Origin of the sequence: Lysobacter ciconiae, from assembly GCF_015209725.1 — a bacterium.
Taxonomy (GTDB): Bacteria; Pseudomonadota; Gammaproteobacteria; order Xanthomonadales; family Xanthomonadaceae; genus Novilysobacter; species Novilysobacter ciconiae.
Window position 1 is genome coordinate 1,566,518 of record NZ_CP063656.1, and the last position, 22,580, is coordinate 1,589,097.

Here is a 22,580-nt window from a genome sequence, read left to right on the forward strand (position 1 = left end):
ACCTCACTGCTGGGTGGATGCTTCCTCCAGTGCGGCGTCAACGGTTTGCTGTGCATCCTTGAGCAATTGCTTCAGATGGTCGGCGTCGCGAAAACTCTCGGCGTAGATCTTGTAGATGTCCTCCGTCCCGGACGGGCGCGCGGCAAACCAGCCACTGTCAGAGACCACCTTGATGCCACCAATGGGCGCACCGTTGCCCGGCGCCTTGTCCAGCACGCGCCGGATCGGCTCGCCGGCAAGCTCGGTGCCGGTGATCGCGTCGGGGGTCAGCGCAGCGAGCGCGCGCTTTTGGGCCTTGGTCGCCGGCGCTTCCACCCGATCGGTGAACGGCTCGCCATAGCGCTCGCACAGCTGGCGGTAGACCACGCCCGGATCATCGCCGCTCAGGGCGGTGATCTCCGCGGCCAGCAGCGCCGGCGCGATGCCGTCCTTGTCGGTCGTCCAGACAGAACCGTCGCGCCGCAGGAAGGAGGCCCCGGCGCTTTCCTCGCCGCCGAATCCGAGCGCGCCGGAAAACAGCCCGTCGACGAACCACTTGAACCCCACGGGCACCTCGTACAACTGCCGCCCCAGCCCGGCGGCAATGCGGTCGATCATGGCGCTGCTGACCACCGTCTTGCCGATGCCGGCACCCGCGCCCCACTGCGGCCTGTTGCGGAACAGGTAGTCGATGGCGACGCAGAGGTAGTGATTGGACGGCATCAGCCCGGCGCTGGCGGTCACGATGCCGTGGCGGTCGTGGTCGGTATCACAGGCGAACGCCACGTCGTAGCGGTCCTTCATGCCGATCAGCCGGCTCATCGCGTACGGCGATGACGGGTCCATGCGGATGCGCCCGTCCCAGTCCAGGCTCATGAAGCCGAACTGCGGATCCACCTGCTCGCTGACCACGTCCAGCGCGATCCGGTAGTGCTCGGCGATGCGGGCCCAGTAGTGGACGCCAGCGCCGCCCAGCGGATCCACGCCCAGCCGCAGGTCAGCGCTGCGGATCAGGTCGAAGTCGATCACGTTGCCCAGATCGGCGACATAGGCCGACAGGAAGTCGTGTTCGCGGGTGGTGTCGGCGGCGCGGGCGCGCCCGCCGGTCCAGCGCCGGACGTCGGCCAGGCCGTTGGCGAGGCTCGCGTTGGCATGCTTCTGGATCCAGCCGGTGACGTCCGTATCGGCGGGGCCGCCGTCGGGCGGGTTGTACTTGAAGCCACCGTCCGCCGGCGGATTGTGCGACGGCGTGATCACGATGCCGTCGGCACGACCGCGCTCGCGGTTCGCGTTGTGGACGAGGATCGCGTGGGAAATCGCCGGCGTCGGCACCGGCTCCCCGCCCGCGGAGACGCGCACCTCGACGCCGTTGGCGGCCAGCACTTCCAGCGCGGTCTCCAGCGCCGGCGCGGAGAGCGCGTGCGTGTCGGCGCCGATGAAGATCGGGCCGTCGATGCCCTGCCCCTCCCGGTACGCACAGATGGCCTGGGTAACGGCGAGGATGTGGTCCTCGTTGAAACTGCCTTCCAGCGAGGAGCCGCGATGGCCGGAGGTCCCGAACGACACCCGCTCGGCCGGGTTCGACGCGTCCGGGCGGGTCTGGAAGTAGGCGTTGACCAGATGACCGACGTCGATGAGGTCGCGGGCTTCGGCGGGGGTGCCGGCGCGTTTGTCGATCCGCGTGCCCATCAGCTGCGACCCCGCACTGCGCGGTAGCGCTGGATCAGGGTATTGGTGGAGCTGTCGTGGGTCAGCGCGGGCGCGTCCTTGGCCTTGAGCTCCTCTGCAAGAGGCGTGGCCAGCTGTTTACCGAGCTCGACACCCCACTGGTCGAAGGAATCGATGTTCCACAGGGTTCCCTGCACGAACACGCTGTGCTCGTAGAGCGCCACCAGGCTGCCCAGCGCGTGCGGGGTCAGCCGGTCGGCAAGAATGGTGTTGCTGGGCCGGTTGCCGTCAAATACGCGATGCGCTTGCAGCGCATCGGCGGTGCCCTCGGCCTCGACCTGGGCGGGCGTCTTGCCGAATGCCAGCGACTCGCCCTGGGCCAGCAGGTTGGCGATCAGGAGATCGTGCTGGTCGCCGGCAACCGTATCCGCACCGGCCTCAGCTTGCAGCGGCAGCGGGTTCAGCGGATGGCAGAAGCCGATGAAGTCGCACGGCACCAGACGCGTACCCTGGTGGATCAGCTGATAGAACGAGTGCTGCCCGTTGGTGCCTGGTTCGCCCCAGTAGACCGGCGCGGTCTGGTAGTCGACCCGGCTGCCATCGGCGGTCACGTGCTTGCCGTTGCTCTCCATGGTGAGCTGCTGCAGGTAGGCCGGGAACCGACTCAGGTATTGCGAGTACGGCAGCACCGCGACGGTATTGGCACCGAGAAAATTGTTGTTCCAGATCCCCAGCAGGCCCATCAGGACCGGCAGGTTGCGCTCCATGGGCGCAAGCCGGAAATGCTCGTCCATGGCTTGGAAGCCCGCCAGCATCTCGTGGAAGCGCTCCGGGCCGATGGCCAGCATCGTCGACAGGCCGATCGCGGAATCCATCGAATAGCGTCCGCCCACCCAGTCCCAGAACCCGAACATGTTGGCGGTGTCGATGCCGAACGCCTCCACCCCTTCGGCATTGGTGGATACCGCGACGAAGTGTTTGGCGACCGCCGCCTCGTCGCCCAGGGACTGCATGCACCAGGCTCGGGCGGCATGCGCGTTGGTCAGCGTCTCCAGCGTAGTGAACGTCTTGGAGCAGACGATGAACAGGGTCTCGGCCGGATCCAGGCCGCGGGTGGCCTCGGTGAAATCCGTGCCGTCCACGTTGGACACGAAATGGAACGAGAGCTCGCGCTGGCTGTAGAAACGCAGCGCCTCGTAGGCCATGACCGGCCCCAGATCCGAGCCGCCGATCCCGATGTTGATGATGTTGCGGATCGGCTTGCCGGTGTGGCCCGTCCACTGTCCGCTGCGCACGCGATTGCAGAACGCCGCCATCCGTTCCAGCACGGCGTGTACATCGGCCACCACGTCCTCGCCGTCCACCACCAGCTTGCTGCCAGCGGGCATGCGCAGGGCGACGTGCAACGTCGGACGATCTTCGGTGACATTGATGCGGGCGCCGGCGAACATCGCCTCGCGACGCTCCTCGAGGCCGCGGGCACGCGCCAGGGCGAACAGGAGGTCAAGCGTTTCCCCATTGACCCGGTTCTTCGAGTAATCGAGGTACAGCCCCGCTCCCTGGGCCGCCATGCGCGCGCCCCGCTCCGGGTCGTCGGCAAACAGTTCACGCAGATGGCGCGGCGCCATCCAGGCCAGGTGCTCTTCCAGCGCCTTCCATTGCGGCTTTCCGGTGAGCGACCGCTCCTTCATCAGACGCTTTCCTCTCCCGCAAGCGCGCGGCTATGCGATTCGATGGTGTGCAGCAACTCCTTCCATGACTTCACAAAGGCCTCGGCGCCCTCCATCTGCAAGCGGTCCGCCAGCGCGGGAATATTCACGCCAGCCGCGGAGAACCGCTGCAGCACCGACTCCGAATCGCCGCCGTCCAGCGCCAGGGCCCCCAACAGCTGGCCGTGGTCGGCAAACGCGTGCAGGGTCTTCTCCGGAACGGTGTTGATGGTGTCCGGCGCGGCGAGTGCTTCGATGTACAGCGTGTCCGGCGCCTTGGGATCCTTGGTGCCGGTGCTCGCCCACAACATCCGCTGCGGCTGCGCGCCGCGCGCCGCGAGTTTCTGCCAACGCGGCGACTCAAGCAGTTCGCGGTAGGCCTTGTAGGTCTGCTGGGCAACCGCGATGCCCAGCGTGTTGTGCATCACCTCGGGCACCTTGTCGGCAACCGCACGGTCCCAACGGCTGACGAACAGCGACGCCACCGACGCCACACGGGCGTCCAGTCCGGCTTCCAGCCGCCGCTCCAGCCCGCGCATGTACGCCTCGGCCACGGCCAGGTATTGCGCCGTCGAGAACAGCAGCGTCACGTTGACCGGCACGCCGGCGAAGATCGACTCCTCGATCGCCGGCACCCCTTCAGGCGTCCCCGGAATCTTGACGAAGAGATTGGGACGATCGCCCTGCTCGTGGATCGCCTGGGCGGCGGCAATGCTGCCGGCGGTATCGGCGGCCAGCAGCGGCGAGACTTCCATCGATACCCAGCCATCCACGCCGTCGGTCGCGTCGTGGACCGGCCTGAACAGGTCCGCCGCCCGGCGCAGGTCCTCCAGCGCAAGCTCCATGAACAGCGCTTCACCGGACTTGCCCTCGCCCGCCTTCGTGCGCATCCCCTCATCGTAGGCATCGCTGCCGCCGACCGCCTCGTTGAAGATGCTTGGGTTGGACGTAAGGCCGGTGACCGAGAAGTCGGCGATATACCGCGCCAGCGTGCCGTCATCCAGGATGGTTCGGGAAATGTTGTCCAACCACAGGCTCTGGCCCATGTCGTGGAGCTTTCGGGTGGTTTTCATGCGTCCTCCGGTATGCAGCAACAACCAACATGGTAGTGCCCCGGGCGTACGAGGGAGCAATGCCACTGCGTGGTCGGCGCGGCGCAACCGGGCCGGCGCCCGGTCAGCAGGGGTGGCTCTGCTCGGGCTGCGGGTCCTGCCAGTGGCGGCCGTCGGTGACAAGCTCGCTGGCCGATTCCGGACCCCAGCTTCCGGGTTCGTAGATGGTGAGCGGCGTGTTGTGATTGCCATGCGAATCGGGCAGCACCGGCTCGACGATGCGCCAGGCTTCCTCCACCGAATCGTCGCGGGTAAACAGGCTGGTGTCGCCTTCGATCGCGTCGCCAAGCAGCTGCTCGTAGGGTGATTTTCCAAGGTCGCGGGAACTGCGTGCGACCAGCTCGACCGGGCGCCCTTCCATGCCCTCGCCGGCCTTCTTGACCCGTGCGCCGGTGGAGATCACCACTTCGGGGCTCAGCCGGAAGCGGAAATAGTTGGTATCGGCCAGTGAGATCCCGTCGAAAATTTCCAGCGGCGGCGGCTTCAGGTCGACCATCACCTGGGTGCTGGTGATGGGCAGCTTCTTGCCGGCGCGGATGTAGAACGGCACTCCCGCCCAGCGCCAGGTGTCGATGTACAGGCGCAGCGCGACGAACGTTTCGACCTGCGAGTCCGCGGCAACCCCGGTCTCGTCGCGATAGCCGCGGAACTGCCCGCGCACGACGTCCTGCGGGCGCAGCGATCTGGTGGCGCGGAACAGGCGCAGCTTCTCGGCGCGCAGCGACTCAGGATCGCGGCCCGCCGGGGCATCCATGGCCAGCAGGGACATGACCTGGAGCAGGTGGTTCTGGACGACGTCGCGGATCGCGCCGACCTCCTCGTAGAACGCGCCCCGCCCCTGCACGCCGAAGTCCTCCGCCATGGTGATCTGCACGCTGTCGACATAGGTGCGGTTCCAGACCGGCTCCAGGAAGGTATTGGCAAAACGGAAATACAGCAGGTTGCGCACGGCCTCCTTGCCCAGGTAGTGGTCGATGCGGAAGATCGAGGATTCGGGAAACACCGCGTGCAGTTCCCGGTTGAGCTCCCGCGCCGAGGCCAAATCCCGCCCGAACGGCTTCTCGACGATCACCCGAGCATTGGCGTTGCACCCCGAAGCGGCCAGGCCCTGCACCACCGTGCCGAACATGCTGGGAGGGATGGCCAGGTAGTGGATTGGCCGCGAGGCCGAACCCAGCGCCTGTTTCAGGCCGCGGAATGTCTCCGGGTCGCTGTAGTCGCCGTCGATGTAGCGCAGCTGTTCGCACAGGCGGGCAAAGGCGTCCTCGTCCACGCCGCCATTGGCTTCAAGGCTGGCGCGCGCCCGCTGACGCAGGCGCTCCAGCGACCAGCCGCCGCGGGAGACACCTATCAGGGGCATGTCCAGCTCGCCGCTGCGGATCATCGCCTGCAGTGCCGGGAAGATCTTCTTGTACGCCAGGTCCCCCGTGGCGCCGAAGAAAACGAATGCGTCTGAGACGGGTTTGGCCATGCCGCTGCTCCGGTAAGTCGACCCGTCGATTTTGCCTACCCGAACGTGATGCCAGGCGAATGGCCAAGCGAGCGCCCGATCAGCCGTGCCCGCGACCCATGCACGGCGCGAGCAGGTCCTGGCTCGGGTCGTAGACGGTCGTGTCCACCTGCATCAGCCCCAGCACCGAACTGAAAAGATTGTCGTGCGTGGCAGGTGCGTCGAGACGCTGGCGCATGCAGCCGATGTCGATATGCCGGTCCGCCGCCAGCGCTGGTGACAGCCACATCACCATGGGCACCTTCAGCTGGGTGGCCGGCGCGATCGCGTAAGGCATCCCGTGCAGATAGAGATTGCCCTCGCCCAGCGATTCGCCGTGGTCGGAGACATAGATCACCGCACTGTCGCGGGTGTCGTCCGCGCCCAGGGTTTCGATCAAACGGGCGAGGAAATGGTCGGTATAGAGGATCGCGTTGTCGTAGGCGTTGACGATCTCCGCCTGGCGGCACTTGCCCAGGTCCGCTGATTCACACACCGGGAGGAACCGGCGGAACTGATCCGGGTAACGCTGGTAATAGCTCGGCCCGTGATTGCCCAGCTGGTGCAGCACGATTACCTGATCGCGATCCTGGGTGTCGATCTTCGCCCGGAGGTCGTGCAATAGGACCTCGTCCAGGCATCGCTCCGTGTTGCACAGTTCCGGAACCCGGGCGTCCACGAGGGATTCAAACGGCAAGCCGGCGCATACGCCCTTGCAGCCGCCCTGGGTGTCGCGCCACAGGGTCGCGATGCCCGCGTGGTCGAGCACGTTGAGCAGCGACTCCGACTCCCTGATCGCGCGCTTGTCGTAGCCACGTCGCCCCTGCGCGGAGAACATGCACGGCAGGGAGACATCGGTGCTGGAGCCGCACGCGCTCACGTCGGTGAAGTTGAGGACATCCAGATTGGCCAGCTCGGGCGTGGTCTGGCGCGCGTAGCCATTGAGGCCCCAGTTCTGGGCTCGCACGGTTTCGCCCACCACGATCACCAGCACCCGCGGTTTGCCGTCGCCGCGCCCCACAACGAGGGCGTCGCTGCCGACCGGTTGGCGTGCGCGGACGGCCGCCGCGGGATCCTCCGTCGCGACCCGTATCAGGGAGACGAGGTAGTTGCCCGGGGCGATCAGGTGGCGCAACTCCGTCCGGTTGCGCATCAGCGCAGAGATATCCTGGAACGACACCAATAGTGCGCCGGTGGTCACGGCCGCGACGGCCACCATGAGGAGCACACGCCGCAACAGCGCGGGCGCGGGCGCTTGCGCAGGAATCCGCGTCCACCAGACCATCGCCACGGGGATGAGTGCGGCCAGCACGGGCAGCGCCAGCCCGGGCGTCAACAATTCGCGGGCCTCGCGGCTGTCGGTATGCAGGACGTTGCGGATCATGTCGGGATCCAGATAGACGCCGTAATGGTGGGAGTAATAGCCGGCCAGCGCGGTGACCACAAGCAACACCGACAGCACCGGTTTGGCTGTCCAGCGGTTCATGACCACGCACAGCAGCAGGAAATGCAGACCGGTCATCGCCGTTGCCAGCGACGCGGCGGTCACCCAGCCGCGTGCGCTTTCCAGCGCACCGGTCCCGGCGTAGGCACGCCAGAACGCGGCGTTGCAGGCGACGGTAAAGAAGATACTCGCTGCCAGGACCATGCCCTCCTGACTGACCCAAGGGCGCCACACCGATACGCGGCGACGCGCGTCGCGGGTTTGGACGATGGCGCTCATGCCGACGTCCCCTTCCCGTTGGGGCGAAGGAGCCACGTTGATCCGCCCAGTGCCACCAGCCAACAGATGATCAAGGTCCACAGGTCGTGGGAAAGGAAGTGGGCTCCGCGCAACTGCTGGCTGATCCCGAACAACGCGCCCAACCCCAGCGCAACCGCAAGTCCTGCCCACCGCCAGCGCGGTCGCAGTGCGCAAAAGAAGAAGTAGAGCGTCACCCACGCGTAACCGGCGCTTGCGTGGCCGGCGGGAAAGCACGCCGCACGACCCATGCTCGGCGGCCGCGCATCAAACAAGCCGACAAACGGCTGCAAGCCACCGTAGCGCTGCAGGTCCCACGGACAATCCATCCCGCTACCTGCCTTGAGCAGCGATACGGTGACCGCTCCTGCCAGCGTTGCCCACGCCAGATATCCCAGCGGGCGACGCCAACGGGTCAGCCTCTTGTCGAAAAGACTCCACAGCCATGCGAGCAAGACGCCCAGCCACGCGGCGGCGGAGACGGTCTTGCCGGCCTCGTGCACCACCGTTGTGGTGATCCAACTCTCGCGCAGGGCCCACGTGTGGCCTTGGGCCGCGTACAGCAGGTCCGCGAGTAAAAAATCGCCGCCTGCATTGATCAGCATTACGCTGGCTGCGGCCGCCGCCAGGAGCGGATATACAAGGTGATGGCGCAGGAAAGCGCGCTTTGGCCTCCCCGTCGAGGGAAGGCGTTCGGATGGACAGAACTCGTCGGATCGCGTTGCGTGAATGGCGGGCACGTCGAAACTACGGGAGGGGGCCAGCGCCAAGCATGTGCGCCCCGTTGTAGCGATCTCTCAGCCATTTCTCAGGCGTTCGTTATCGGTCGCCAGCGGCCCGGACTAGACTTGCCTGGATCCGTGCCCCAGCAGAGCCAATGTCCGACTCCCTGAAAATCCTGATCGTGGAAGACCAGCACGATATCGCCGCCAACATCTGGGACTTCCTGGAGCGCCGCGGCCACGAGGTCGACCACGCCGCCGACGGCGAGACCGGGCTGATACAGGCCCTGCGCATCGCATTCGACGTGATCGTGCTGGACCTTGGCCTGCCCCGCCTGGACGGACTGGACCTGTGCCGGCAGCTGCGTGAGGCCGGCCGTGGAACACCGGTGTTGATGTTGACCGCCCGCGACACGCTCGACGACAAGATCCGCGGGTTCCATGAGGGCGCGGATGACTACATGGTCAAGCCGTTTGAACTCAAGGAACTGGAAGCGCGCATACGGGCATTGCACCGTCGCGGTGCGCCCTCGCCACTGGTGCCGCTCGTAACCGGCCCGCTGGAACTGGACGTCCAGGCGATGGTCGCCAGTCGCGGCGGTTCCCGGATCGCGCTTACACGCAGCCAGAGCAGCATCCTGGAGCTGCTGATGAAACGATCACCCGGAGTGGTCACCCATGACCTGCTGATCCGGGCCGTTGCGGGCAACCGCGGCGGCGATGCAGCCTCCCTGCACACGCATATGTATGACCTTAGAAACCTGGTGGACAAGCCGTTCGACACGCCACTGATCCGCACCGTGCACGCCATCGGTTACCGCCTGGTGCCACCCGAATGAGGTTCCCGTTGCCGCTGCGCACGCGCGTGACCTTGCTGTACACGGCCATGGGCGCCGTCCTGAGCGTGGTGTTTGCGCTGGGCGTGGTGTTCATCGCCGAGGAGTACGAGCGCGTCCTGGTGGACTCCATCCTCACCGGCCAGGCGCATGATTACGCCGAACGGCTGCAGCGCGAGCCCGGTATCGACCTTCCACGCAGCGACCGGGTCAGCGGCTATCAGCTCCTGCCGGGCAACCGCGGCGAAGTTCCGGACGTATTCCTGGCGCAGGCACCGGGGATCCGTGAGGTACGCGACCCGGATGGCGACGAGGTGTTCCTGGGCGTGTTCGATACCGCGGCCGGACGCCTGTTCTTTGTGATGGACCTGCACGACATTGAAGCGCTGGAGCGCTACCTCGCCTTCGTCCTCGCCGTGGTGGTGCTAGCAGGAACCGCTTTCAGCGCGTGGCTGGGATGGCTCCTGTCGGGTCGGGTCGTGCGCCCGGTCCAGCAACTGGCCGAGTCCGTCGCCGCGTTGCCGACCCAGCCCGAACGCACGGCGCTCGCAGCCCAACTGCCGCCCGACGAACTGGGACAGCTGGCCACGGCAATTGATGACTACCAGGCCCGCCTGGCCGCTGCCGCCGAAGCCGAGCAGGCTTTCCTGGGCGATGCCAGCCACGAACTGCGCACACCGATTTCCGTCGTGCGCGGCGCGACCGAGTTGCTGCTGGAGGACAGCGCCGACATGCCGGCCCTGCAGCCCCGTCTGCACCGCCTGGACCGCGGCATCCGTGAACTGTCGGAACTCATCGATGCGCTGATGCGACTGGCCCGCCACCGGGTGGATTTGGCAGAGTCGGTGGAACTGCGCGGCTGGCTGTCGTCCTGCTTGAAAGGGGTTCCTTCAATCGCCGACGGATCGGTGAGCGTCGCCCTGGAAGGCCCCGAGATCGACATGGAACTGCCGGCGAGCGACGCGACCCTGATCGTCCACGGCGTGTTGCGCCGCCTGCTGCCTCCGGGCGTGCAGGGAGCGCTGCGTGTCTCGATCTGCGACAGCAGGATCTCGTTCGTCTTCGACGGCGATGACACCCGGCGACCCACCACCTCGAGGCCCCGCCCTGCCAGCAGCGACCGTCGCCTTGGCCTGACGCTGGTCGGTCGGCTTGCCCACCGCATCGGCTGGGAGATCGACGACACCAACGCCGCCTCAGGCATCGTCGATATACGCCTCGCTCAGGGATAGAACCTCGCCCTGCCGTATCCTGTGGCGTCCCCGCACCCCGCTTGATGCGCCCCGCAACAGTAGGGAATCCTGATGTCCAGCAAGTTCAATGGCAGCCGCAACGACAATGACGACACCCCCGATACGGGCATCGAGCCCCACGCCGACCTGCGCGATGCGGCCGGCAAGCTGCTGTGTGGAATCGTCCGCCGCGATGGCGAATGGGTGCTCGGCATGGACGGCAAGATGGTCGGCAGCTCCGACAGCGCCGCCACCATGCTGGCCCTCATCCGCCGTGCCGCCTCGATGCACGAGCGCACCGGTGCCACCACAACGCTCAAGTTCTCCGATGCGCTGCGCGATGCCGCCCACACCGAAGCGCGTCAGCTCGGACTTGACTTTCCGCAGTTCGAGGCCCAGCTCGACGAGAAGATGAAGACCAACCCGTCCTCATCCGCGAGCAGCGCGGCCGACCGCAGCGGGCTGCACTGAGCGCCCCGAATCACATCCCGGCAACCGGAAACTGCACTGAGGCCTGGAATCCGTCTGCCCGGTCAGTGGCGGGCGAGGCCAATTTGAGCTCGGCGCGTGCCGCCGTCGCAACGGTCGAGACGATCGCCAATCCCAGCCCATAGCCGGGCGCCCGGCCGCTACCGCGGACGAAACGCTCGGTCAGCTGTGCCAGCTCGGCGGGGTCCAGGACGTCGCCGGCATTGACGACGGTAAGCCGCGCGTCTGTGGTCAGTTCGACATTGATGGGACGTCCCGGCGCGCCGTGTTTCAACGCGTTCTCGATCAAATTTCGCGCCAGGATCGCGAATGCGTCTGCATCGATCGGTGAGAGGACCGGCCCATCCGGCGGCAGCGTCAGCTGGATGGGAACCGTGGCCACGCGTTGCAGATCCTCCACAACGTGGTTCAGCAGCATCGCCAGGTCCTGGGGAACGTCCGCAAGCACGCTCCCGCCCTCCGCCTTTGCCAGTTGCATCAACTTCTCGGCGAGGCGCGCCAGCTCCCTCAGCGATGCCTCGATCTGCGCTGCGCGATCCTTGACCGGTCCGTCGGCCGCCTCATGGCGGAGACGCTGCACCTGGGCAAGCGCGGCCGCCAGCGGGGTGCGCAGCTCGTGCGCACTGTTGGCGGTGAACCTGCGCTCGGTCTCAAGCGCACGCCGCAGGCGATCAATCAGGTTGTTGACCGCATCCGCGCTCGGACGGATTTCCAGCGGCAAGGGCGCGGTCTGGATCGGCGAGAGGTCACCTACGCCTCGGGCTTCGACCGCGCGTCGATAGGAGCGCACGCTGCGCAGGCTGAAACGCACGAACAGCCAGACGCCCAGCAGGCTGGCGGGCACCAGCACCAGCAGTGGCAGCAGCAGGGCAAAGGTGGCATCCCGCGCGGCCTTGCGGCGATATGACAGGGGTTCGGCCACCTGCAGGAACAGCGTGTCGCGCAGTGCACTGGCGCCGTACAGGCGGTGGGTCGGCGTCGTGCTGAAGCCCTGCATCGTCGGTGGGCCAAAGACCGTCAGGTCGGCGTCGCGCGATTGCAGCAGGATGGTGCCCTCGCGGTCGCGCACCAGATACGCGACCTGGCCGGGAAGCGCATTCAGTGGCGCCACCCTCTGCTGGGTAAGTGGCTCTTCGCGATTGAGGATGTCCATGACCGCGAGCGGCAGGATCCGCTGCGCAGCGCCCTGCATCGCATCGTCGAACGCATCGTCGAGCCGGTTCTGCACGATCAGCCCGGACAGGGCGGTCGCGACCACCCACAACACGACGATCCCCAGAGTGAGGCCGTAAACGAGCTGCTTCTGCAGACTGCCCGCCGCCTTCATGGCTGCTCGAGCCGGCCCAACCGGTAGCCCATGCCGCGGACGGTATCGACCACGTTGAAGCCGAGCTTTTTACGCAGGTGGCTGACATGGACCTCCACCGCATTGCTCTCTATCTCGGCCCCGAACTCGTACAGGCGTTCCTCCAACTGGGACTTCGACAACAACGCGCCCGGGCGCTGGAGGAAGGCTTCCAGCAGCGCCCATTCCCGCGCCGTCAAGGCGATGGCTTCCCCTTCGCGCTGGATGCTTCGATCCGTCAAGTCGATGGACAGCTCGCCCAGCTGCAACCGCGGGTTCGGATTGCCGCTGTAACGACGCGCCACGGCAGCCACGCGGGCGGACAGTTCCGACAGGTCGAACGGCTTGACCAGGTAGTCATCTGCCCCGGCGTTGAGGCCGGCAATGCGGTCGGACAGCTGGTCCATGGCCGTCAGGATGATGACCGGCGTGCGGTCGGCGGCCGAGCGCAGGCGGCGCAGGAAATCGATGCCGCGGCCGTCGGGCAGCATCAGGTCGAGCAGGAGAAGGTCGTACGGAGTCGAGCCGATCGCCAGTTGCGCGTAAGCCAGTGTCTGCACCCAATCCACCGCGTGTCCGTCATCGCCGATCTGCTCGCGCACGGCCTGGCCCAGGTCGGCGTTGTCCTCGATCAACAGTACCCGCATTGCAAAAAACCCCCGCCTTAAGGCTGGCATCAGGATGCTCCGCCAGAGTCCACGTTGCACCCACTCAAAGGAGATCGCACTCATGAAACTGCTCACTCTGACCGGCGTCGTCCTCGTCGGCCTCGCCTTCAGCGGCGGCGCACTGGCCAGTGACGACTGTACCGATCCCGTAGCCGACTGGCAGCCGCGGGAAGTCCTGCGCCAGCAGCTGGAACAACAGGGCTGGGAAGTCCAGCGCATCAAGGTCGACGACGGCTGCTACGAAGTCCGCGGGACCGACAAGCTGGGAAACCGCTTCAAGGCCGAGTACTCCCCGGCATCGCTGCAGATCCGTGAGCTGAAGATCAAGTTCGACGGCAAAGGCGGCGCCCGCGACTACCTGGACCGAAAACCGGACCAGAGGGCCAAGTGAAGTCCGCCACCCACCCGATTGCAGGAGCAACAACATGAACAAGCTCGTCCTATCCCTCTGCCTGGCCGGTGCCATGGCCCTGCCCGCACTGGCTGATGCCCGGCCGGTCACCCTGACCACCCAGATGAAAGCCCACGGCGGTGACGGCGCCTACCTGGCCATCTATGTCACCGATGCCGCGGGCAAGTACCACAAGACACTCTGGGTCTCGGGCAAGAAGTCGAAGTACTACAAGAACCTGCGCGACTGGGCCCGCGGCAGCGGCATGCGGGCGAGCGAGTTTGACGGCGTGAGCGGCGCGAGCGTCGGCAGCGGGCGCACCCTCAAGGTCACCGCCGAACTTGAGGACGCGTTGATCGATGCCGGCTATGAAATACGGATCGACACCGCGGTGGAGGACGGTCGCGACAATCCCGCCGACGTGCGGGCGCCCCTGACCAAGGCCGGCAGCGGCAAAGCGACTGCGGGGCGCGGTTACGTGCAGTCATTCACTTACGACATGTAATCGATCGGCCTGAAGGAGGTCCGCATCATGTTGCGTCGGATTCACTCACTGCCCGCTCTTGTCCTTGGGCTGCTGATCGCCGTATTGGCGATCAGCGGCGCGATCCTGTCGGTCAATCCAGCCATTGACCGGCTGGGAACGACGGTGCCGGAGCGTGGGCAGGTCAGCGTCGCCCTGCTTGCGGAGCGGATAGCCGAGAACTTCGTCGGCGTGGAGCAGATCCAGCGCAGCCCGTCCGGCTCGATCATCGTCTACTACAACCAGGGTGACCGGGCCGAGGCGATGCGTGTCGACCCGCTCAGCGGAAAGGCGATCGGCCCGTACGCGCCCTCGCCCACCACGCGCTGGATCAAGAACCTGCATCGCTCATTTCTTGCAGACACGCCGGGCAGGGCCGCGGCCGGGATCTCGGCGCTGACGATGCTGGTCCTGTGCGTGTCAGGCATGGCACTGCTGCTCAAGCGCGTCGGGGGATGGCGGCAGCTGTTGCGCCCACTGCGAGGCAGTTTCAGCCAGCGTTGGCACTCGGAGCTCGGGAGAATCGCCCTGTTGGGGCTGCTGATGTCCGCGCTGACCGGCATCCTCATGTCGGCGACCACCTTTGGCCTGATACCCGAGGGGGCGGATACCGAGCCTGCGTTCCCGACTGCGGTGGAGACGCCAGACGCGCCGGTACCGGTGGGCACCCTGCCCGCTCTGCTGGAGATGGATCTCCAGGACCTGCGCGAACTCGTCTATCCGATGCCGGACACTCCCTCGGACTTCTACTCGCTCGCCACCGCGCAGGGCGACGGCTACATTGACCAGGCCACGGGCGTCCTGCTGGTCTTCCAGCCACATGACCGGGTCCAGAACATCCATGAACTGATCTACCGCCTGCACACCGGCGAGGGACTGTGGTGGCTGGGTCTCCTGCTGGGCGTCTGTGCACTCAGCGTTCCGGTGATGAGCGCCACCGGCGTGGTGATGTGGTGGCAGCGTCGCCGCCTGATGCCGCGCATCGCCAACAACAGCGGCGCGCAGGCGGCAGACACCGTCATCCTTGTGGGCAGCGAAGGCAACAGCACCTGGGGCTTTGCGAACGCGTTGCACGACGCGTTGCACAAGGCCGGCAAGCGGGTGCACACCGCCCCGATGAACCTGCTGGCGAAGGAGTATCGCCAGGCACGCCACCTGTTCGTACTCACCGCCACCTACGGTGACGGAGACGCGCCCACCTCGGCCAGGCAGTTCCTTGCGCGCCTGGAAAGGTTCAGCGGTGACAACAAGCCGGCGTTCGCGGTCCTGGGTTTCGGCGATCGCCAGTTCCCGCGGTTCTGCCAGTTCGCCAGGGAAGCCCGCGAGGCCCTGTTTCGCCGCGGCTGGACCGAATTTCTCGAGCTGGACACCGTGGACCGGCAGTCCTCGCAGGAGTTCGCGCGCTGGGGAGAGGCGGTTGAACCTGCACTGTCCCTCAAGCTGGGGCTGACACACGTACCGTCCCACCCCCAAACCTGCCCACTCGAGCTGATCAGCCGGATGGACTACGGTGCCCAGGTCAATGCGCCGACCAGCATCCTGCGCTTCGGGCCGGTCGCCTCACCGAGCGCTGGCGGGAGGTTGCGTCGGATGCTCGGTATCAGTGAACTGCCCCACTTCGACGCAGGTGATCTGGTGGGAATCGTGGCGCCGGGAAGCCCGGTCCCGCGGTTCTATTCCCTTGCCAGCGGATCCAGCGACGGCTTCCTTGAAATCTGTGTGCGCAAGCACCCCGGCGGCCTGTGTTCGGGGATGCTTCACGACCTGCAACCCGGCGCCCGGATCGATGCGTTTATCCAACCCAACCCCGACTTCCGGCCGGCCTCGGGCAAGTCGCCGGTGGTTCTCATCGGCGCCGGAACAGGAATCGGGCCGCTGGCCGGATTCATCCGCAACAACACCGGTAAACACCCGATGTATCTGTACTGGGGCGGCCGCGACCCGGCGTCGGACTTCCTCTACGAGCCGGAGCTGGACGGCTACCTGGCCGATCACCGGCTGACCGGGTTGAACGCGATTTTCTCCCGCACCGCCAATGGCGGTTACGTGCAGGACCGGCTGCTGGACCACGCCTCGCAGATGCGGCGACTGATTGAAGACGGCGCTCAGATCCTGGTCTGCGGCGGCCGCGCGATGGCCGACAGCATCCGCCAGACCATCGACGCCATCGTGGCTCCGATCGGCCTGGATGTTGCCACCCTCAAACTGCAGGGGCGCTACCGTGAAGACGTCTTCTGAATCCGCTGATTCATCCGTCGCGGTGATGCAGCGGTACAGCCTGCACGGCGAGACGATGGGCACCCGTTACAGCGCGCTGTTCTTTGCCGCGCCGGGCGTCGATGAGCCGGACATTGGCCAGCGGCTCTTCGCCGCTGTGGATACCGTCGATCGACAGATGTCGAGCTGGAAGGCCGATTCCGATCTGAGCCGGCTGAATGCCGCGCCGATCAACCAATGGATCACGGTTCCGGCCGAGCTGTTCACGGTGCTGGAAACCGCCCTGCAGGTCGGTCGACAGTCCCGGGGCGCGTTCGATATCGGCGTCGGCGATCTGGTCCAGTCCTGGGGTTTCGGCCCCGCCCGGGGCGCGATCGACCTCACGGCGATCGCCGCTCGTAAAGCGGGTGTCCGCCGCGCCGCATCCGAGATCCTCGAACTGGAAGCCCCGCAGAGCCGCGTCCGCAAGCGGGCGGCGATCATCCTGGATCTCGCGGGGATCGCCAAGGGGTTTGGGGTGGACCAACTGGCCCGCTGTCTCGACGGTTTCGGCATTACCCGCTACCTCGTCGGGATAGACGGTGAGATGCGCGCCCGCGGCCGCAAGCCAGACGGCCGTCCCTGGGCCGTCGCGATCGAGAAGCCTGTCCGCGGTGTGCGCGAGGTCACCGGGGTGATGGAGTTGGCTGACGCGGCAATTGCCACGTCCGGCGACTACCGACACTGGGTTGAGCATGACGGCCGCAGCTACCCGCACACGATGGACGCCACCGGCCAGCAGCCGGCCAGCAACCGACTCGCCGCGGTCAGCGTCGTGGACGCCACGTGCATGCTTGCCGACGCATGGGCGACCGCCTTGCTCGCCTTGGGCGAGACGGAAGGGGTCAGGCTGGCGCGTGAACGTGGAATGGAGGCATTGTTCACCCTGCACGATGGCGACGGCTTTCAGGAGATCCACGTCGGCTAACATCCACCGCTTTCTACCGGAGCGCGCAATGACTGCACCTGATACCGACGATACGGTTCTTGATTGCCTGGTCATCGGCGGCGGTCCGGGTGGTTTGACGGCGGCGACCTACCTGGCGCGCTTCCGTCGCAAGCTGGTGCTGGTCGACGCGGGTCAGAGCCGCGCGCGCTGGATCCCGGCAAGCCACAACTGCCCGGGTTTTCCGTTTGGCGTGGCAGGCAATGAGCTGCTGGCCCGCTTCCGCGAGCACGCCACCCAGTACGACGTGCCCGTGGTCGAGGACCGGGTGGACGCGCTGGAACGCGCCGGAAATATCTTCATCGCCCGCTCCGCGACACGCCAATGGCGCGCCCGCAGCATCATCCTGGCCACCGGCGTGGTCGACCTGCTGCCCGAGATTGAAGGCGCCGAGGATGCCATCGCCACCGGCGCTATCCGGCTGTGCGCGGTCTGCGACGGGTATGAGGCCCGGGATGACGCGATCGCGGTGCTGGGCCGCGGCGAGGAGGCGATCGGCCACGCCGAGTTCCTGCGGACGTTCTCGCGCAGCGTCACCGCCATCGCGACCGACGGTCTTGACGGGGACCCGGCGCTGAGAGCACGCGCCGCCGCCAGCGGCGTGACACTGCTTGCGGCGCCGGAGCGGTGGCGCCTGGTCGACGGCGGCTGCGAGGCGCAGCTCCCGGACGGATCCCGTCATCGCTTCGACACCCTTTATCCGGTCCTGGGCTCAGACGTCCAGTCTTCCCTGTTGTCGCCGCTGGCCGCGAAGACCGACGATACCGGAGCGTTGATCGTCGACGCCCACATGCAGACCAGCGTAAGCGCGGTCTACGCGATAGGCGACGTGGTCAGCGCGCTCAACCAGATCAGCGTGGCGGTCGGACAGGCAGCGATCGCGGCAACGGCAGTGCACAGAGCCCTGCCGCCAAATCCGCGCTGAGCCACCCATTGCCGGCGCTGGCCGATCACTAACGCGGTCGCATACGGCGAGCGCCAAGAGCCAAGCCCGGCGGGGACAAACGCAGAACGTGAATCATTCATGACGTGAGCGCCGGAGCACCTTCAGAAGCCTTCCCAGACCACGCCGTCATCACAAATCCGGGAATAGCTTTTGACGTGCCCTCGCAGGGCTCACAGGAGATGACCATGCCAACCGACAAGAAACAATCGACGGACAAATCTGACAAGAAGCAGGCCAGCGGCTCGGATCAGAAGAGCGGCAAGTCCTCGTCAGGCAGCACGTCCAAGAGCACCAAGAAAAGCGACGACTCCAAGAGCCGTTGAACCTGAAGCGCAGCCAGGAACGCCCGCAATTGCGGGCGTTTCTGCTTTCACCTGATGGAGATTTACACCGTGGACGGCGTTTCCAGCGCGTTGCTTTGGGGCCTGCTCGGCTTCGTGATATTCCCGTTGTGGCTCGCCGCGGGCGCCGCTGACTTCATCTGCCACGCGCGAACCGATATCGCGCAAACGTCCGGGGTTCGCGAATCTGTTCTGCATCTGCTGCAGACCGCGCAGATGGGCCTGCCGATCATCGCCATCCTGTTTCTGGAGGTCGACGCGAGCGTGCTGGTGCTGGCGTTCGTGGCCTCGGCGACGCATACCGCAACGGCCTACTGGGACCTGAGCTACACGGCACCGCTGCGACCCATCCCGCCCGTGGAGCAGTTTCTGCACGCATTCCTGATCGTGCTCCCGCTGGTGGGGCTGGCAATCATCTGCGTGCTCCACTGGCCGCAGACGGTGTCGCTGCTCTCGCCGGGCAGCGCGAACTGGTCGCTGCATTTACGAACGCCGCGTTTTGCGCCGTGGGTTATCGCCGCGGTGATCGCAGCCTCCTTGCTCATCATCGTTGCGCCCGGGCTGCTGGAACTGCGCAGGACGCTGCGCGCCCGCCACGGACGCGCCGCAACGCCGTAACTCGCTTTCGGGTCCCGGCCTACCCCGCCGCCGTGGTCAGCACGTCCGCGTTGCGCATCACCTGCAACGCGGCCTGCTTGCGCGGCTGTGACAGCGCCGCCACACAGTCGGAAGGCGCATGGACGTCGAACCCGCGCATGTGCGCGTCCAGAGCGCTCACCAGAACGCAGGCATCGGCAGCGATTCCGGTGATTACCACGCCAGTGCTTTCCAGCGATTCGAGCAGCAGCGGGAGTGGGGTCTGGAAGAACGCGGAATGCCTGGGCTTGAGCACGAACAGGTCCTCCTCGTCCGGCATCAGGTGGTCGAGGATCTGCGGCGCCAGTCCCTTGTCGGCGCGTTCGATGATCTGCAGGAAATTCGACTTCCAGCGGCCGAAGTTGTCGTTGACATAGATGCACTGTCCACCCGCATCGCGCACCCGCGCCTTCACGCGGCCGATGGCCGGCGCGATCGAAAGTGCCGCCTTGGCGTGGGCTGCGCCGTCCTCGAAGTCGAACGGGTTGATCATGTCGATCACCAGCAGTGCCGTATGTGCTGAAACCTTCATCGGTGATTTCCGGTGTGCCATGCGGGGAAATCTGTGCGCCGGTGGCTCACGGGAATGTGAACCGCCCGTGCGGGTTTCACCCGCCGTTGAATCGACCCTTCGTAGCGTTGGAAAACCGCGCGGATCCGCGCCCACGCACCCACACGGAGGTTTCATGGCCAGCTCATCCAAACCCGGCGCCGGGAAAAAATCCTCGGCCGAGGCGAAGAAGGCGGCGCGCACGGCGGAACGCCAGCAGAATCTGCAGGAGCCCATCGACGCGAAGTCTTCCAAGCCGAAGCCCACCAGTAAATCCCGGAAAAAGACCGATGCCGTCCAGGCTGGCACCCGCGAGCAACCGGTCGACATGCCGGCCCAGCATCTGCCCAAGCCGGGCAATGAGCATGAGCTCCGCCTCGCTCCGCGTTACCAAGCGCCCGACTACAAAGGCAGCGGCAAGCTCACCGGCATGAAGGCCATTGTCACGGGCGGTGATTCGGGCATCGGGCGCGCCGTATCGGTGTTGTTCGCGCGCGAGGGCGCCGACGTTGCGGTGGTCTATCTCAACGAGCACAAGGACGCCAAGGCCACCAAGGCGGCCGTGGAGGCCGAGGGGCGCAGCTGCGTGCTGATCAGTGGCGACGTCAAGGACCCTGCATTCTGCGAGCGCGCCGTCGCCCGCTCGGTCAAAGCGCTCGGCGGAGTGGACGTGCTGGTCAACAACGCCGCGTTCCAGCTGCATGCCGAGAAACTGGAAGACCTGAGCGAGGAGCACCTGCAGGAAACCCTGCAGACCAATATCGGCGGCTACTTCCGCATGGCGAAGGCGGCGCTGCCGCACCTGAAGGAGGGTTCGAGCATCATCAATACCGGCTCGGAAACGGGCATCTTCGGGCACAAGTCGCTGCTCGACTACTCCGCGACCAAGGGGGCGATACACGCCTTCACCCAGTCCCTGGCGAGCAACCTGCTGGAGCGCGGCATCCGGGTCAACGCGGTCGCACCGGGTCCGGTCTGGACCCCGCTTAATCCGGCCGACAAGCCGGCCGAGGAGGTCGGCGAGTTTGGACGCGACAGCGACATGAAGCGCGCCGCTCAGCCCGAGGAGATCTCGCCTGCCTACGTGTTCCTCGCCTCCCCGGTTACCGCCTCCTACATCAGCGGGATCGTGCTGCCGGTGATGGGCGGACCGAGGGGCTGAGCGGCGACGACGCAGCACGGATTGCAGACACAAAAAAGGCCCCGTCTCCGGAGCCTTGATTGCTTGAAAACCCTAAGGTAATCAATGGTTTGAAGTGGCGTCCCCAAGGGGATTCGAACCCCTGTCGCCGCCGTGAAAGGGCAGTGTCCTAGGCCTCTAGACGATGGGGACGCGGTAGTCCCTGTACCCTGTTTTTCGGCTGTCTTTCACACAACCAGGTACAAAAACTATTTTGAAATGGTGGAGCCAGGCGGGATCGAACCGCCGACCTCCTGCATGCCATGCAGGCGCTCTCCCAGCTGAGCTATGGCCCCACGGGGCTGGAAAGTCCGTAAGATTAGAGCGCTATCCGGCACCCGTCAAGCCCCAGTCAGGATTTCCGCGGAACTTTCGCTTTCCAGCCGCAAAGTACCCCGGCCGTGCCCGCGTTCGGCAAGGTACTCCAGCCATTTACCGAGGAAGGTGTTCATCCGCAGACGATGGCTGATCAGGGCCGCCGGCAGTGGATACATGCCCAGCACATCCTGCCAGCGACGACCGATGTAGCAGTGCGTGGCTTCCAGTTGGTGGGCGTCGTGGTAATGGCGCAGGTAGGCCGAGGGGTCCGGCATGCCGGTCACCGGGTCCACCATCGCGTAGCTCACGCGCAACTCGGTCGTGTAGCGGTGCTGCAGCAGCACTTCCACACGCAGGTCCAGGCCATCGCCTACGCTGGAGATGTGCGTCCCCGGCGCGAGATCGGAGGTGTTGAACAGGCGGCGCAGGCGGACGTGGTTCTCCGCATACAACGCCATCAACCAGCCGAAGCGGTCGAGTGACGGCAGGCGGCGGGTGGCAAGAGAACTGGTCATGCACTGATCCTACACGTCCGCCGTCGCGCCGGACCGCGCAGCGCCACGGCGCTGGAACGCTGCGGTTCAGAACATCTCGCGATTGATCCGCAGCGTCGTCATGACCTTGCTCGCGATCTCCTCGATCGACGTATTGGTGGTGCTCAGCGTGGGGATCCGCTCGGCGCGGAACAGCGCTTCGGCCGCGGCGACCTCGCGCTTGCAGGTCTCCAGCTTGGCGTAGTGGGAATCGGGACGACGCTCCTGGCGGATCTGCTGCAGCCGGTGCGGATCAATGGTCAGGCCGAACAGCTTGTCGCGGAATTTGCGCAGGCGCTCGGGCAGCCGGTCGTGCTCGAGATCCTCTTCGGTGAGCGGGTAGTTGGCCGCCCGCACGCCGTACTGCAGGGCCAGGTAGACGCAACTGGGCGTCTTGCCGGCGCGCGACACGGCCACCAGGATCACATCGGCGTCGTTGTAATCGATGGCGATCCCGTCGTCGTGGGTGAGCGCGTAGTTCATGGCGTTGATACGCCGGTGGTAGGTGTCGAAATCGACGATCGCGTGGGCGCGACCGACCTGGCGCATGCGCGACCGGCCCAGCTCCCGCTCCAGCGGCTCGATAAAGGGTGCGAACACATCCAGCATCAGCGCGCCACTCTTGGCCAGCGCCTCGCCGACCTCGCTGTCCATGCAGGAGTTGATCACCACCGGACGCACCGCATGCAGCTCGGCCGCGGCCTTGATGCGCTCCACCGCGTCTTCGGCGCGCTCCACGCTGTCGACGAAGGAGATGCGCTCGGCGATGAAGTCGGTGCCGTTGAACTGGGTCAGCAGACTGTGGCCGATCGTCTCGGCGGTGATGCCCGTGCCATCGGATATGTAGAAAACGGGCCGTGTTTCGTTCATGGGGTCTGGCGTCTCGGAATCGGCAGGGAAAAAGCCCGCCAGATCAACCTTGTAAGCACCCGGCGCAGCGGCGATCATAGCGGCTTCGCCGCGTTCAGCG

22 protein-coding genes and 2 tRNA genes are annotated in these 22,580 nt (G+C 66.1%); 11 read left to right on the plus strand and 13 right to left on the minus strand.

Annotated features, from left to right (window positions below; translation table 11 throughout):
* Window positions 1-3 precede the first annotated feature (3 nt).
* From pgm to INQ41_RS07170, 6 genes are all read right to left on the minus strand, one after another.
* Window positions 4-1,668 (minus strand): phosphoglucomutase (alpha-D-glucose-1,6-bisphosphate-dependent), encoded by a 1,665-nt coding sequence (gene pgm / locus INQ41_RS07145; protein ID WP_193983143.1) that lies wholly within the window; start codon window positions 1,666-1,668, stop codon window positions 4-6.
* Window positions 1,668-3,338, minus strand: coding sequence for a glucose-6-phosphate isomerase (gene pgi / locus INQ41_RS07150; protein WP_193983144.1), 1,671 nt, complete (start codon window positions 3,336-3,338; stop codon window positions 1,668-1,670). Before pgi ends, pgm begins: the two co-directional genes overlap by 1 nt.
* Entirely contained in the window at window positions 3,338-4,429 is a 1,092-nt protein-coding gene (gene tal, locus INQ41_RS07155) for a transaldolase (protein ID WP_193983146.1), read from the minus strand. Before tal ends, pgi begins: the two co-directional genes overlap by 1 nt.
* Before the next feature lie 103 nt (window positions 4,430-4,532).
* A complete protein-coding gene (gene zwf, locus INQ41_RS07160; protein WP_193983148.1) occupies window positions 4,533-5,939 on the minus strand; it encodes a glucose-6-phosphate dehydrogenase in 1,407 nt (468 codons plus the stop codon).
* 79 nt (window positions 5,940-6,018) lie between these two features.
* A complete protein-coding gene (locus INQ41_RS07165; RefSeq protein ID WP_193983150.1) occupies window positions 6,019-7,680 on the minus strand; it encodes a phosphoethanolamine transferase in 1,662 nt (553 codons plus the stop codon).
* Complete coding sequence (locus INQ41_RS07170; RefSeq protein WP_228076530.1) at window positions 7,677-8,468, minus strand: phosphatase PAP2 family protein; 792 nt, start codon at window positions 8,466-8,468, stop codon at window positions 7,677-7,679. The genes INQ41_RS07165 and INQ41_RS07170 overlap by 4 nt, the downstream gene beginning before the upstream one ends.
* A 119-nt stretch (window positions 8,469-8,587) precedes the next feature.
* Here INQ41_RS07170 and INQ41_RS07175 point away from each other — a divergent pair, with 119 nt between their 5' ends.
* The 3 genes from INQ41_RS07175 to INQ41_RS07185 all read left to right on the plus strand — a co-directional run bounded on the left by INQ41_RS07175 (window position 8,588) and on the right by INQ41_RS07185 (window position 10,959).
* On the plus strand, window positions 8,588-9,259 hold the full coding sequence (locus INQ41_RS07175; protein ID WP_193987266.1) for a response regulator transcription factor: 672 nt from the start codon (window positions 8,588-8,590) through the stop codon (window positions 9,257-9,259).
* Complete coding sequence (locus INQ41_RS07180) at window positions 9,256-10,488, plus strand: sensor histidine kinase (RefSeq protein WP_193983154.1); 1,233 nt, start codon at window positions 9,256-9,258, stop codon at window positions 10,486-10,488. The genes INQ41_RS07175 and INQ41_RS07180 overlap by 4 nt, the downstream gene beginning before the upstream one ends.
* A gap of 72 nt (window positions 10,489-10,560) precedes the next feature.
* A complete protein-coding gene (locus INQ41_RS07185; RefSeq protein ID WP_193983156.1) occupies window positions 10,561-10,959 on the plus strand; it encodes a hypothetical protein in 399 nt (132 codons plus the stop codon).
* A 10-nt stretch (window positions 10,960-10,969) separates the two neighbouring features.
* Here INQ41_RS07185 and INQ41_RS07190 read toward each other — a convergent pair whose 3' ends face one another.
* Together INQ41_RS07190 and INQ41_RS07195 are read right to left on the minus strand one after the other, a co-directional pair.
* Window positions 10,970-12,304, minus strand: coding sequence for a sensor histidine kinase (locus INQ41_RS07190; protein WP_193983158.1), 1,335 nt, complete (start codon window positions 12,302-12,304; stop codon window positions 10,970-10,972).
* On the minus strand, window positions 12,301-12,969 hold the full coding sequence (locus tag INQ41_RS07195; protein WP_193983160.1) for a response regulator: 669 nt from the start codon (window positions 12,967-12,969) through the stop codon (window positions 12,301-12,303). The genes INQ41_RS07190 and INQ41_RS07195 overlap by 4 nt, the downstream gene beginning before the upstream one ends.
* A gap of 82 nt (window positions 12,970-13,051) precedes the next feature.
* Here INQ41_RS07195 and INQ41_RS07200 point away from each other — a divergent pair, with 82 nt between their 5' ends.
* From INQ41_RS07200 to INQ41_RS07230, 7 genes are all read left to right on the plus strand, one after another.
* On the plus strand, window positions 13,052-13,381 hold the full coding sequence (locus tag INQ41_RS07200; protein WP_193983162.1) for a PepSY domain-containing protein: 330 nt from the start codon (window positions 13,052-13,054) through the stop codon (window positions 13,379-13,381).
* A gap of 34 nt (window positions 13,382-13,415) precedes the next feature.
* Window positions 13,416-13,886, plus strand: coding sequence for a DUF2271 domain-containing protein (locus tag INQ41_RS07205; RefSeq protein WP_193983164.1), 471 nt, complete (start codon window positions 13,416-13,418; stop codon window positions 13,884-13,886).
* Window positions 13,887-13,913: 27 nt separating this feature from the next.
* Window positions 13,914-16,142, plus strand: a complete 2,229-nt coding sequence (locus INQ41_RS07210) for a PepSY domain-containing protein (protein WP_193983166.1) — start codon at window positions 13,914-13,916, stop codon at window positions 16,140-16,142.
* Window positions 16,126-17,088, plus strand: a complete 963-nt coding sequence (locus INQ41_RS07215) for an FAD:protein FMN transferase (RefSeq protein WP_228076531.1) — start codon at window positions 16,126-16,128, stop codon at window positions 17,086-17,088. The genes INQ41_RS07210 and INQ41_RS07215 overlap by 17 nt, the downstream gene beginning before the upstream one ends.
* 28 nt (window positions 17,089-17,116) lie before the next feature.
* Window positions 17,117-18,031: an NAD(P)/FAD-dependent oxidoreductase gene (locus INQ41_RS07220; RefSeq protein ID WP_193983168.1), complete on the plus strand. Its 915-nt coding sequence runs from the start codon at window positions 17,117-17,119 to the stop codon at window positions 18,029-18,031.
* A gap of 206 nt (window positions 18,032-18,237) precedes the next feature.
* Entirely contained in the window at window positions 18,238-18,375 is a 138-nt protein-coding gene (locus tag INQ41_RS07225) for a hypothetical protein (protein WP_193983169.1), read from the plus strand.
* A 54-nt stretch (window positions 18,376-18,429) separates the two neighbouring features.
* The gene (locus tag INQ41_RS07230) at window positions 18,430-19,011 is read left to right on the plus strand and encodes a diguanylate cyclase (RefSeq protein WP_193983171.1); all 582 of its coding nucleotides are present in this window, start codon (window positions 18,430-18,432) and stop codon (window positions 19,009-19,011) included.
* A gap of 19 nt (window positions 19,012-19,030) precedes the next feature.
* Here INQ41_RS07230 and INQ41_RS07235 read toward each other — a convergent pair whose 3' ends face one another.
* Window positions 19,031-19,561: a cysteine hydrolase family protein gene (locus INQ41_RS07235; protein WP_193983173.1), complete on the minus strand. Its 531-nt coding sequence runs from the start codon at window positions 19,559-19,561 to the stop codon at window positions 19,031-19,033.
* A 154-nt stretch (window positions 19,562-19,715) separates the two neighbouring features.
* On the opposite strand from INQ41_RS07235, the gene INQ41_RS07240 reads away from it, so the two are divergent.
* Window positions 19,716-20,741: an SDR family oxidoreductase gene (locus tag INQ41_RS07240; RefSeq protein ID WP_193983175.1), complete on the plus strand. Its 1,026-nt coding sequence runs from the start codon at window positions 19,716-19,718 to the stop codon at window positions 20,739-20,741.
* A 95-nt stretch (window positions 20,742-20,836) separates the two neighbouring features.
* On the opposite strand, the gene INQ41_RS07245 is transcribed toward INQ41_RS07240, so the two are convergent.
* From INQ41_RS07245 to ppsR, 4 genes are all read right to left on the minus strand, one after another.
* Window positions 20,837-20,912: transfer RNA gene (locus tag INQ41_RS07245), tRNA-Glu, on the minus strand.
* 67 nt (window positions 20,913-20,979) lie between these two features.
* Window positions 20,980-21,055: transfer RNA gene (locus INQ41_RS07250), tRNA-Ala, on the minus strand.
* Window positions 21,056-21,100: 45 nt separating this feature from the next.
* Window positions 21,101-21,592: a DUF1249 domain-containing protein gene (locus INQ41_RS07255; protein ID WP_193983177.1), complete on the minus strand. Its 492-nt coding sequence runs from the start codon at window positions 21,590-21,592 to the stop codon at window positions 21,101-21,103.
* 66 nt (window positions 21,593-21,658) lie between these two features.
* Window positions 21,659-22,480: a posphoenolpyruvate synthetase regulatory kinase/phosphorylase PpsR gene (gene ppsR / locus INQ41_RS07260; protein WP_193983179.1), complete on the minus strand. Its 822-nt coding sequence runs from the start codon at window positions 22,478-22,480 to the stop codon at window positions 21,659-21,661.
* Window positions 22,481-22,580: the final 100 nt, after the last annotated feature.